General features: G+C 32.5%; 13 protein-coding genes. 11 read left to right on the forward strand and 2 right to left on the reverse strand.

The features are described from left to right. Window positions 1-23 precede the first annotated feature (23 nt). The 8 genes from METIG_RS08185 to METIG_RS08220 all read left to right on the forward strand — a co-directional run bounded on the left by METIG_RS08185 (window position 24) and on the right by METIG_RS08220 (window position 6385). Window positions 24-1151, forward strand: coding sequence for a hydrogenase large subunit (locus METIG_RS08185; protein ID WP_013799750.1), 1128 nt, complete (start codon window positions 24-26; stop codon window positions 1149-1151). 25 nt (window positions 1152-1176) lie between these two features. Next, window positions 1177-2325: a 4Fe-4S binding protein gene (locus tag METIG_RS08190; protein WP_013799751.1), complete on the forward strand. Its 1149-nt coding sequence runs from the start codon at window positions 1177-1179 to the stop codon at window positions 2323-2325. A gap of 133 nt (window positions 2326-2458) precedes the next feature. Continuing rightward, window positions 2459-2941 (forward strand): 4Fe-4S binding protein, encoded by a 483-nt coding sequence (locus tag METIG_RS08195; protein WP_013799752.1) that lies wholly within the window; start codon window positions 2459-2461, stop codon window positions 2939-2941. Between the two features lie 205 nt (window positions 2942-3146). After that, the gene (locus METIG_RS08200; protein ID WP_013798476.1) at window positions 3147-4082 is read left to right on the forward strand and encodes a transposase; all 936 of its coding nucleotides are present in this window, start codon (window positions 3147-3149) and stop codon (window positions 4080-4082) included. Between the two features lie 103 nt (window positions 4083-4185). Next, the gene (locus METIG_RS08205; protein ID WP_013799753.1) at window positions 4186-4944 is read left to right on the forward strand and encodes a 4Fe-4S binding protein; all 759 of its coding nucleotides are present in this window, start codon (window positions 4186-4188) and stop codon (window positions 4942-4944) included. Window positions 4945-4990: 46 nt separating this feature from the next. After that, window positions 4991-5632, forward strand: coding sequence for a CBS domain-containing protein (locus METIG_RS08210; RefSeq protein ID WP_013799754.1), 642 nt, complete (start codon window positions 4991-4993; stop codon window positions 5630-5632). After that, window positions 5633-6043 carry an HTH domain-containing protein gene (locus METIG_RS08215; protein ID WP_013799755.1) on the forward strand — a complete coding sequence of 137 codons (411 nt, stop codon included), beginning with the start codon at window positions 5633-5635 and terminating at the stop codon, window positions 6041-6043. It abuts the gene before it with no gap. A gap of 141 nt (window positions 6044-6184) precedes the next feature. Beyond that, window positions 6185-6385 (forward strand): MoaD/ThiS family protein, encoded by a 201-nt coding sequence (locus METIG_RS08220; protein ID WP_013799756.1) that lies wholly within the window; start codon window positions 6185-6187, stop codon window positions 6383-6385. Between the two features lie 59 nt (window positions 6386-6444). On the opposite strand, the gene METIG_RS08225 is transcribed toward METIG_RS08220, so the two are convergent. After that, entirely contained in the window at window positions 6445-7731 is a 1287-nt protein-coding gene (locus tag METIG_RS08225; RefSeq protein ID WP_013799757.1) for an S-layer protein, read from the reverse strand. Window positions 7732-7976: 245 nt separating this feature from the next. On the opposite strand from METIG_RS08225, the gene pyrE reads away from it, so the two are divergent. Together pyrE and hemB are read left to right on the forward strand one after the other, a co-directional pair. Beyond that, window positions 7977-8513: an orotate phosphoribosyltransferase gene (gene pyrE, locus METIG_RS08230; RefSeq protein WP_013799758.1), complete on the forward strand. Its 537-nt coding sequence runs from the start codon at window positions 7977-7979 to the stop codon at window positions 8511-8513. A 113-nt stretch (window positions 8514-8626) separates the two neighbouring features. Continuing rightward, window positions 8627-9601, forward strand: a complete 975-nt coding sequence (gene hemB, locus METIG_RS08235; RefSeq protein WP_013799759.1) for a porphobilinogen synthase — start codon at window positions 8627-8629, stop codon at window positions 9599-9601. A 155-nt stretch (window positions 9602-9756) separates the two neighbouring features. Here hemB and metG read toward each other — a convergent pair whose 3' ends face one another. Next, complete coding sequence (metG, locus tag METIG_RS08240) at window positions 9757-11736, reverse strand: methionine--tRNA ligase (RefSeq protein ID WP_013799761.1); 1980 nt, start codon at window positions 11734-11736, stop codon at window positions 9757-9759. Window positions 11737-12048: 312 nt separating this feature from the next. Here metG and METIG_RS08245 point away from each other — a divergent pair, with 312 nt between their 5' ends. Then, entirely contained in the window at window positions 12049-12492 is a 444-nt protein-coding gene (locus METIG_RS08245) for a pentapeptide repeat-containing protein (RefSeq protein ID WP_013799762.1), read from the forward strand. Window positions 12493-12572 lie beyond the last annotated feature (80 nt).

Raw genomic sequence — 12572 nt, forward strand, 5'->3', positions numbered from 1 at the left:
TCAAATTAAAATCCCGTGATAATATGGCAGTGATTCCAATAGGTCCAATACATCCAATATTAAAAGAACCATTGAGGATAAAGTTGCATGTTGAAGGGGAAAGAGTCGTTGATGCAGAGATAGAGATGGGTTATGTGCATAGAGGAATAGAAAAGATAATGGAAGGAAAGCATTACTTAAAAGGAGTTCATTTAGCAGAGAGAGTTTGCGGAATTTGCTCCTACATCCACACCCAAACATTTGTGGAGTGTATAGAGCACATATCAAAAATAGATGTTCCAGATAAAGCAAAATATTTAAGGGTTATAACATGTGAATTAGAAAGAATCCATAGTCATCTCATTGCTTCTGCTGTTTACAACTTTGCAATAGAGCATGAAACAATAGGTATGTGGTTGTTAAATGTAAGGGAAATGATAATGGATTTGTTGGAGATGATTACTGGAAACAGGGTAAATATGGGATTCAATGTTGTTGGGGGAGTTAGAGTTGATATTGATAGGGAAATGATGGATAAGATATACAGAACCTTGGATAAATTTGAAGATGACATAAAAAATATCATAGAGGCATTTGAAACTGGTCCAATGATAGGTTTGAGGAGTAAAGGTATAGGGGTTATTGGCTATGGAGAGATTATGAAAACAAGGGCTGTCGGCCCTGTGGCAAGGGCTTCTGGATTGCCAGAGAGTGATTGGAGATTAAGACACCCAACATATCAAGAATTAAAGTTTAAACCAGTTTGGAGGGAAGAGGGGGATAACTTTGCAAGGATGATGGTAAGGCACGAAGAGGTACTTGCAAGTATTGAGTTGGTTAGAAAGGCATTGGAACTTTATGAAGAATGTTCTGGGGGAGTTAGAAAAAAGGTCCATGTAAAAGGTGGGGAAGGAGAATGGAGGAACGAAGCTCCCAGAGGAGAGGTTTTGTATAAGATAGCAATAACGAATGATGGAATAATAAAGAGGATAATGATAAGAACTCCAACAGTGATGAATTTGGAGGCATATAAGTATATGCTAAAAACATGTCCAACAATCTCAGATGCAGTTGCCACTTATGCCTCAATAGACCCATGCGTATCTTGCACTGAAAGGGCAATCATTGTTAAGGATGTTAATAACGGCAAAGAAAGAACCATTAAATTCTAAGATTATGTTGTGACAAGGTGGTATTATGTCATCCGCTATTTGGTATTTGTATGAATTTGCCAAGAAAAAATGGCTTAAGAAATTTTTTGATGCAAAGACGGAAAAAGAAAGCACTATTCCACAAAAAAGATATAGAAAAGTTCCTCCAATAGTCCAATATATAGAAAAATGTATAAGTTGTACTGCATGTAAGGAATCTTGCCCATCTTTTGCAATAGAAATGATCTATAATAAAGAATTTAAAAAAGAAATCCCAAAGATTGATGATGGTTCATGTATAAGTTGCGGAAACTGTATCGAGGCATGTCCAACGGGTGTTTTGGAAATAGATAGTTTAAGGGAAGATACAGATGGGTTACCATTTGACATTCCAAAATACACCAACTTAATTATTGATGAGGAGTTATGCGTTAAGTGTGGTTTATGTAAAGAGAACTGCCCAGTTGAAACAATTCATTATGAAGAAGGGAAGTATAAGATTCATTTGCATGATTGTGTTGCATGCAATAGATGTGTTGAAGTTTGTCCAGTTGATGCCATAAGGAAATTTACTGAGAAAGACCTAAAAGAAAAAATTGACAAAGCTCAAAAGATTAAGTTCAAAATGCTTACAGGAGAAATTGAAATTGAGAAAAATAAGATTAATAAAGTCCCATATATTGTGGAAAGTTTATGTATAGATTGTTATAACTGTGTGGATGTTTGTGTTGGGAAAATTGATATTAAAAACCATAAGGTTATTGAGTGTGTTAAATGTGGGTTATGCTTGGAGGTTTGTCCAACAAATGCTTTAAGAACAGAGAAACTTAAACCAAAACCAAAAAGAACTGATGTTTGTTACATGGTTGATGAGAGTAAATGTATTGGTTGTAGAATTTGCTACAACGTCTGTAATGTAAATGCCATAAAGATAGGGGACGAAACAAAACTGCCTTACATAAACCCTTTGAAATGTGCAAGGGAGGGAATGTGTGCAAGGGAATGTCCTGTTAATGCAATAAGTTTAGTTGAAACAGAGAAAGCATTGATGAAATATAAATTAACTGCCATATGTGATGAACTCAGAGGAATTATGAGGAGGGACTTGGAAGAATATTCCAAAAAATATGTCCTTGCAAAATCAGAACTTGAAAAGATTGCTGAAAATGAAATTAAGAAATTATTTAAGAAATAACTATGGCATAAAAAAATTTACCTGACTACTTTATGGAAAATTACCGTAGTTTATATCCAAAATTAAATTTTATTGTAATTAATTTTTATGGCAAAACAAGGTTTTGCCGTATAATTTGGTATGAGGGATTGTTATGCTAAATGATATTTTAAAAAAATACTTTAACGGGGAAGAGATTATTCCCAATTTCAACATAAAAGCAAGCATGAAAAAGATTGAAGTTAATGAAGAAAAGTGCATTGCGTGTAATAGATGTGTTGAGGTTTGCCCAGTTAATGCAATAGAGCCAAACACGCCTTTCCCAGTTGAAATTGATGAAAAAAAATGTATATATTGTGGAAAGTGCGTTGAGGTTTGTCCAGTTAATGCAATTAATATTTTTAAAGCATCTGCAAAAATTGAAGATGGGGAACTTAAAATTGAGAAAAACATAAAAAAATACAAAGAACTTATCTACAATAGAAAAAAATGCTGTTTATGCTTAGTTTGTCTTAAAACTTGTCCATTTGGTGCAATATTTGAAGATAAAAGCACCTTAAAATTTGACATGAAGAAATGTACGTTATGTGGTCATTGTGGAGAGGTATGCCCATTAGATGCCATTGAATTTAGCTGACCTCCTCTCCGCCCTTTAGGGCGGAGGTTCCCATGGGGAACACCCTCTCATCCTCGTCGCCGAGGCGTCATCGGGCAGGTTATGTTCATCAGGCTGGGTCAGGCAGCCTTCAAAGAATACTATATAACAACATTGTATATAAGTTTATCGATATTAACGAGGTTGTCGAAAAATACGAATACTATAAATAATAGTAATAATAATTATGAGCGGCAGAAAAACCAAAAGAAAAGGATACTGGAAAGCCTACGATAAGAGGTTTAAGATATTCAATATTAAGTACACTTATGATTTTGTTTCATTTATTATAAATATTTTACTTCCATATAAAGAAAAACGCAAAGTAGGAAGGCCTTTAGCTATAAGTTACAATGAATATATAGCTACTCTAATAATAAAACACATTTTTAGAATTAGTTTAAGAGATTTAGAAACTCTTTCCGATTATTTACATAAAAAGCATATAGATAGCTCCACATACGGAAAAGCTTTTCAGAGGATTAAAATAAGCGATTTAACTAAAATAATCGTTGGATTACACTTAATTATTGCTAATTCGTTAAAATCATCGGTTATAATTTACATAGCTGATTCCACTGGAGTCCATTTATTAAGAGTGTATTGTGAAAGAATCAGAGTTGTGAATAATGAAATAAAAAAGGTAAAGTATCGGGTTTTTGACAAAATGCACGTATTAGCTTGCTATTATAAAGATTATGGATTAATTTCGATTGTTATGGTAAAATGGGATAATGGATATAGTTCAGACAGTAAAAACTTACTAAAAATGATAAAATCTTTAGATTTTGTGAAAGGTGCGATAATATTGTTGGATGGTGGTTACGATGATGAAGATTTACTTAGAGAGTTGTTATCCATAGACCTCATTCCAATAGTTAAAACAAAAGAGTTTAAATGGGATTACGGTATTTCTAAAATCAGAAAGAAAGTTAAAAAATTGTTTGATAAGAAACTGTATAAAATTAGAGGGGTAATAGAAGCGATATTTGGAGGGCTAAAAACTAAATTTAGATTAACTCTAAATGAAAAACTACCTGAAAGTAGATGTAGAGCTACTTTAGCAGTAGCAATCGTTCATAATATTTTAACACTAATGAGAGTTATTAGTATTAGAGAGTAATATTTAAATTCATTGATGAAATAATTTTTCGACAACCTCGATATTAACCCCTCTCCGCCCTAAAGAGCGGAGCTTCCTTGACAACAAATAATGGTGATTGCTAATGATAACAATAAAAAAGTCATTTAAGGATTTAATCTCAGATTTAGGAGAGAAGTTTGAGATGGATCATGAGAAAGTGGAAGAGGTATTAAAAAATATAAAACCAATAAAAGAAAAAACCATATTCATTAATCCAGATAAATGTGTGAGATGCAATCTTTGCGTTGAGGAATGTCCAGTTGACGCAATAAAAAAACCAACTATAAAGAGACCTGCTGAAATAACAGACAAATGTGTAAAATGTGAGATATGTGCCCAAACATGCCCAGTTAATGCAATTGAAGTTATTGAAGGTAGGGCTTATGCTGAAAAAGATCATATTGTCTATGAACTCAAAGAGCTCAGTGTCCCTCATAGGAAATTGAGGTTGAAGAATTACAAATTTGATAGGGATAAATGTGTATTTTGTGGTATATGTGCAAAGTTCTGCCCAACAAATGCAATAGAAGTTGAGATTGGTAAGAACTTTGAGGTTGATTTAAATTTCTGCATGGGTTGTGGGGCTTGTGCATATGTATGCCCAAAAGATGCAATAGAAGTTGAGAAGGAATTGGGAGGGGTTATATTTAACAAAATCATATCTGTAAATAATGACGTATGTGTTGGATGCCTTGCGTGTATTGAGGTCTGTCCAGTTAATGCAATAAAAGAGATACCTGAAGGAGTTGAGATAGATAAAGAAAAATGTATATTCTGCGGTAGGTGTAGAGACGTATGTCCAGTTAATGCAATAAAAATTGAAAAAATTAATAAAGATTAAAAACAAAAATTAAACGTTAGGATTGTCTGTATTGGGAGGAGGTTCTATGAAAGTGAAGGAACTTATGGATACTAACTTTTTGAAGGTCTATCCAGATTATACAGTTGAGGAAGTTGCTAAATTAATGCATGAAAAAAATAGATACTCTGCCCCTGTTGTTGATGAACATGATAAATTAGTTGGATGGGTTAATGCTATTGATTTGCTAATACTTAATGATGAAGATAAAAAGAAAGAAATAAAAGAATTTATGCACGACGTTGATAAGGTTATTGTGTTAAATGAGAATGATGAGGCAAGAGAAGCGGTAATTAAAATAGTTAAGTATAAAGTTGTTAGTATTCCAGTAGTCAATAATGAGGGAAAGGTTGTGGGTATAGTTAGGAATTGTGATATTACAAAGACACTTGCAAAACTCTATGACATACCCGTTTATAAGTTATTTAAGACACTGCAGGAACAGCTTAGGGGTATAACTTGGGAAGAGTTGATGGAAGCAGCAGCAATTGTAACAAAACAGACAACTGGAGAGGAGATTACTCCTGAAGAATATGAGAGAAGGATAAAAAATGCTACATTTGGTAAGGCAATTTGGGCATGTGGTGGTTTGGAGAAGTTCTTTGCTGGTTTGATTAGGATAGGGGAGGTTGCTCTTGCAAGAAAGGTGGCAAAAAAGAGGGGTATGTAGATGATTGAGAGTAAGTATGTTGATATTGAAAAGGAAATTGAATCAATGGTTAATAGGAAGGACTTTGATTTTTGGGAATTTTTAAAGAGGGCTTATGAGAGCAATGTGAAGCTTGATATTGGGCATTTTATTATACTCAATATTTTAATTGGAGTGGGGGAATTATATAGGCGTTTGAGTGAGGAAGTTGGTAAAAACCAAGCACGGAAGATACTTGAAAAAAAAGGCATATTCACGAAAAACTCTGAATATGTTTCTGGAGAATATTTAAAAAAGTTTATAGGCAGGAGTAGTAGAGTTGCCGTACATAATAGAATAAGAGACTTGAAAGATTTGGGATTTGAAATTGAAAGTAAATCTGGACCTTTGGGAGGATATAAATTAGTGAAAACTCCAGATTGGTTTCAATGAAATTTAGGTAAAAACAACAATATAAAAAAACATTAAAAATAATGCTTAAAAATATTAAATGTTGCCTATATTGGTATTTTATTAGGTTAATATGCATATAAGTTTAAGTTTAAAAAATTCGCACACAACCATATTTGGCTGATGGATATGAAAGTCCATGTTGAATTTGAAAACATAACAAAAGTAATTGAGGTTGAAAAAGGTTCAAAGGTTGGGGATTTATTGAAAAAATTGAACCTGAGAAATGTTATAGTCATGAGAAATGATGAATTTTTGTTAGACGATGATGAATTAATAGAAAATGATAATATAAAGATTATAAAAGTATCTTCTGGGGGATAATGTGATAAATTATATTTTTGGTTTAGTCCGGCTAATAAAGCCAGTGCTATTATTAAAATTTATTTAATGACTTTTACTTTATCCCCATCTAATTCAACAATCATAATATCTTGATTTTTGTATATTCCATTAATTACAGCCAAAACACATGCTTTTGTACCATTTCTATCAGAACCTGCAAGAACAAGAATGTTGTGCTTTGGATTGTATGGGTTTTTTATGAGTTGTATTACCCCTCTATTTTTACCTGGGTTGTTGTTGTCGATTTTTATCTTTAACTTATCCTTTATTTGGTTAGTTATGTTATTTGAAACTGGCCCTCCAATTAATATTAGGTCAGAATCTACCTTCAAAACATTATCATCTAAAATTTTTCCACATCCAAAGTAAAATGTTGCGTTTTTGTATTTTTCCCCACAATAGAACACGTATGTTTTATTTCCTTCCTTTATCCCCCAAACGTCATCCCCAAGATATTGAATGTCATCTATTTCTTCTTCATAGTTGTGAGTTGTTTTTACTCTAAATGTTGTTATATTCCCAAAACTATCAACATACACATTAAAATTCATGATTTTAAAGTTCTCTGGGAGATTTTCTGGATGCTTATGTTCTAATTCAATCTTATTACCTCTAATATATACAATAAAATCTTTGTTCAATGGGAATTCTTCCCCATCAACCAATTTTATAGCATCATACACATTAAAATTGAAATACAATCTTTTTAAACTTTCGTAAGTTTCGTTATATATTATTCCAATATCAGAATCTTTAACTTGGTGATATTTGCCTTTCTTTAGTTTAACACTTTCAATTAGTTCATTGTCCTTATATACATCTACTAAAAGTTCATTTTTATCAAAACTTACAGCTTTGAGAACAATTTTATAGTTTTTGTATTCAAATGATTCATTGGTTGTAATATTTTTCACTTCATCTCCAAGTATTAATGAATCCCCATCATGATCTAATATCTTGTATAGTTTTCCAAAAAATTCAACTTTCTTATCTTTTTCAAAGTTTATTTCCCTTTCGTAAGTTAAGCTTTTGTATTGTATAGATTTGTTGTTGTTTTCAAACTCAACAATTAGCGTTTCTCCATTTTCACTAATTTTTAGTTTGTTGTATGCTGGAATATAATAGACCTTTGTGTCTGTTATATTTATATGATTTCCAACAACAGTTACTTTTTTGTTTGAATACATGTTGTTCATTAGTAATTTTGCATAATCATAGTCAACACTATCCTTATTTGCTATAACTATTGCGTTTGTGGGAAATGCACTACAAAATGATAAAAAAATAAACATCAAAAATAAAATTCCTACCTTTTTAATATCCATACAACCACCTCTTTTATACCAAGGTTTTTTATAATTTTTATTACATTAAAGATACTTATGATTTTTTATTAGTTTTTGCGAAATTTTATTGGAACTTATTGCATACCCTAAAATTTTAAATGATTGTTATCCGGTCCTAAATTTTAAAAATAAGTCAATACTTCTCCCAAATTATGGTTATATTCAACATCTAACGCAAACACTATATTTGCCTCATAATCTCAAATAAGTTGGTTGGTGATGATATGGAAGAGTTAAGAAGAGAACTTATAGAACTTTTAAAAGAAGTTGGTTGTATAAAATTTGGAGAATTTATTTTAGCATCTGGAAAGAAGAGTAACTACTATATTGACATAAAAAAAGCCACTACAAACCCAAAAGTGTTAAAATGCATTGCAAAACTTATAAAAGAGTATATAAAAAATGAGGATGTTAAGGTTGCTGGTGTTGAGTTAGGTTCTGTCCCTATAGCAACAGCGGTATCCATAGAAACTGATAAAGAATTACTCATCATAAGAAAAAAACCTAAAGATTATGGGACTAAAAATAAAATTGAAGGAGAATTGAATAAAGGAGATAAGGTTGTTGTGGTTGAGGATGTGACTACAACTGGTGGAAGTGTTATTAAGGCAGTTAATGAAATTAGAGAAAATGGAGGAATTGTAGAGAAAGTTTTTGTTGTTGTTGATAGATTAGAAGGGGCAAAAGAGAATTTAAAAAATATTGGTGTTGAGTTGATTCCATTGGTTACGATTGAGGACTTAGGAGTTAAAAGAAATTAAAAAGGAAATTTATACTAAAATTTAGTTTGCGTTTAAATAGAAAATATAAAACAATGATTTTATATAAAACATCAAATATTGGGTAATATGAGAAAATAGTACAAGGGATTACTATGCTAATCAGACCAAGGAGATTGAGAAAAAACCAAAAAATTAGAGATTTGGTTAGAGAAACAACATTAACAAAAAATGATTTAATAATGCCAATATTTGTGGATGAAAATTTGAAAAGCAATGAAAGGAAGGAAATACAATCAATGCCTAACCAATATAGATTCAGCATAGAGGGAGCTGTTGAAGAAGCAAAAGAAATTGCTGATTTAGGTATTCCAGCAGTTATTTTGTTTGGAATCCCAAAACACAAAGATGAAGTAGCATCATCTGCTTATGATAAAAACGGAGTTATCCAAAAAACTATAAAGGGTATTAAAGATGAGTTGGGGGATGAACTTTTGGTTATTGCAGATGTTTGCTTATGCGAATACACATCCCACGGACATTGTGGAATCGTTAAGGATGGAAAGATATTAAATGACGAAACCTTGGAGATTTTAAGTAAAATAGCACTTTCCTATGCAGAAAGTGGGGCTGATATTGTAGCTCCGTCAGATATGATGGATGGGAGGGTTAAAGCAATTAGGGAAACCTTAGAAAAACATGGATTTGATGACGTTGCTATAATGAGTTATGCGGCAAAATATGCATCCTCTTTCTACGGCCCATTTAGGGATGCAGCAGAGAGTGCCCCAAAATTTGGGGATAGAAAAAGTTATCAAATGGATATTGGAAATGCAAGAGAGGCGATGAAAGAGATTAAGTTGGACATTGAAGAAGGGGCGGATTTAATACTTGTAAAACCAGCATTACCTTACTTGGACATAATAAGGATGGCAAGGGACAGATTTGATGTGCCTATTGGAGGATATTGTGTTAGTGGAGAGTATGCAATGGTTGAAGCAGCAGCAAGGAATGGATGGTTGAATAGAGAAAGTGCAATATTTGAAACATTATTGAGTATAAAAAGGGCAGGGGCAGATTTCATAATAACATACTGGGCAAAGGAAGTGGCATCATGGTATTTATATTAAAAATATTTAAGGATTCTGTAGTTACAGCAAAAGGTTCATCAAGTCAAGTAGCAGATGCTGCAGCAAGCAACCACAAAATTACAAGACATTACACATTATTTAGAAAATACTCATAAAATAGTAAAAATGGCTAAGTAAAGGTTTTGCCTCTATTTTTAGTGAATCTTACTTCCAGCAGGTAAGTCCTTATCAATAGTTAATAAACTGACAACACTTCCATCTTCGTTTTCTCCTGCCAATAACATACCCTCTGACTTAACTCCGCACAATTTTGCTGGTTTTAAATTACAGACAACAATTACCTTTTTTCCAACTAATTCTTCAGGTGTGTAGTGTCCTTTTATTCCTGCAACGATTTGCCTCTCTTCTCCACCAATATCAACAATTAATTTTAAAAGTTTTTTTGATTTTGGAATATCCTCAGCGCTCTTAATTTCTCCAACTCTCAAATCTATTTTGCTTAAATATTCAATATCAATCAAATCCATGCCTTTCACCTCTTTCTTTTCTTCTTTCTTTTTGTTTTCTTCTTCAACTTTCTTTAATTTTTCTTTCATCTTTTTGATTTTTTCATCTTCTACTTTTTTGAATATAATCTTTGGTTTTTTCAATTCGTTTCCTCTCAACCCCAAATCCAATTCTTCATTCATCATATTTAAAAGTTCCATTGCCTTTTTAGGCATGTATGGATAGAGAAGGTAGGTTATGGTTTTTACCACTTTACAGCAAACATATAAGATTTCTTCCAACCTCTCTTCATCCTCAATTGTCCATGGTTGCATGTTTTGGAAGTAGATATTTCCCTCCCTTGCTAAATGTAAAATACTCACAAGACCATCCCTAAATTCGAAATTTCTTATATGTTTATCGACCTTTTCAATGGTTTCTTTGCATTTTTCCAATAACTTTTTATCTTCTTCTTTTAATCTGTTTTCGTCAACTATTGGGATTTTTTTGAATTTTCTGTGGGTGAATACAAAGGTCCTGTGTGTAAAATTCCCTATAATGTCAATGAGTTCATTATTAATCCTTCTTTGGAAATCATCCCATGAAAAGTCACAGTCCTTATGCAATGGGGCTGACATTGTTAAATAATACCTTAAATAATCTGCCTCAAAGTTTTCAACAAAATCCTTCACCCAAACGACCCATTTTTTACTTGTGCTCATCTTTTTTCCTTCTAATGTAAGGTAACCCCCACTAACAACTGCACTTGGTAAGTTGTATTCTCCATGCGCAATCAACATTCCAGGCCAAAAGACGGCGTGATGAACCGTGATGTCTTTCCCAATCATGTGGTATATTTTTGTGTCATTATTTTTAAGCCAGTATTCTTTCCAAATATCTCCTAAAAGTTTTGTGTTTGATATATATCCAATAGGTGCCTCCAACCAGACATACATTACTTGGTTTGGATTATCTGGGATAGGAACTCCCCAACTTATATCTCTTGAGATATCCCAGTCGTGCAATTCTTCAATCCAACTCAAAGCCATGTTTTTTACATGTTCGGGCATTTCTTTTGCATTCTCTATGTATTCTTTTAATTGCTCTTTTAGAGCACTTAACTTAAAGAAATAGTGGGTAGTTTTTCTAACCTCAGGTTTTGATTTACAGTGAACACAGTAAGGGTCAATCAATTCTGTTGGTTCTAAATGCCTTCCACAACCTTCACAGTGGTCTCCTCTTGCCTCTCCTCCACAATGTGGGCATGTTCCCTCAACGTATCTATCAGGCAAAAACTTGCTGCATTTTGGGCAGTAAAATTGCTCAATTTCCTTTTCATAAATGTATCCATTTTCTTTTAATTTTTTGTAAAATTCTTGTGCTGTCTCTATGTGAATATCGCTGTGGGTTTTTCCAAATGCATCAAATTCAATATTTAAGCTATCTAAATCCCTCTTTATTTCATTGTGGTATCTTTCAACAATTTTTTCGGGTGTGGTGCCTTCTTTCTCTGCTGTTAATGTTATTGGGACTCCGTGGTTATCTGTCCCCCCAATATGGATGGCATTCTCTCCTCTTAATTTTAAATATCTTGTTAAAATGTCTGCTGGGATATATGTGCTTCTCGCATGCCCTAAATGCAAAGGTCCGTTTGTGTATGCCAATGCTGTTGTGATTAGATATTTCATAGCATCTCCCTCCAAAAGGTGATTTTTTGATTTTAAGTAAGTTAAATCACACATTAAAATTTAACATACGCCCACAACCTAAAATCAGAAAACACATTTTTCCCTAAGTCATTACTGTTTGGTATATATTATTTTACTGTTTTATAGAGAATTCAATTTATTATTTTATTATTTTTTGAGGTAAATTATTTAAGTGTGGATATTTAAATATTAATCATGCTTTAAGGACACAACAATTAATAATTTTTGCTATAAAATTTTTGGTGTATTTAAAATGGATTTAATTTTTTATTCTTATGTGGGGTGGGGGGATTGGCTATTTGCAAAAGATGTCAGAGAATCCTTGATAGATATAAAAACTACACTCCAAAGGAAGTGATAAAAGATAGTTATTGTATATTTCATCATCCAAGCTATTGGAAAGAATATGGAGATAAAGTTAGGGAGGCATTTTATAATGAAGTGGTGGATGCAGTAACTAATGATAAGGAACTAATTTGTGTTGGTTACTATTTGCCAGAGATTGATTTTAGAGATTTTGCTGATAGAATTGGAAAGGATAAAATTATATTTAAAAAAAGAGTGATTTTTGAAGAAGCCAATTTCCAGAAGATTAATTTTGGTAAAGTAGAGTTTAGGGAAAATGTTTATTTTTCTAAGGCAAAATTTAATGGTATAGTCCGTTTTTTAGAGGTTGTGTTTGATGGAAAGGTTTATTTTTCAAGAACTGCATTTATGGGGAGGCGGAGTTTTTAGGAACTGTGTTTAATGGAATGGGGTTCTCCCAACGTAGTCAAATATGGACAATTATGGACATTTAAGATATTTACCATTTA

Origin of the sequence: Methanotorris igneus Kol 5, assembly GCF_000214415.1 — an archaeon.
Classification (GTDB): Archaea; AGJL01; Methanococci; order Methanococcales; family Methanococcaceae; genus Methanotorris; species Methanotorris igneus.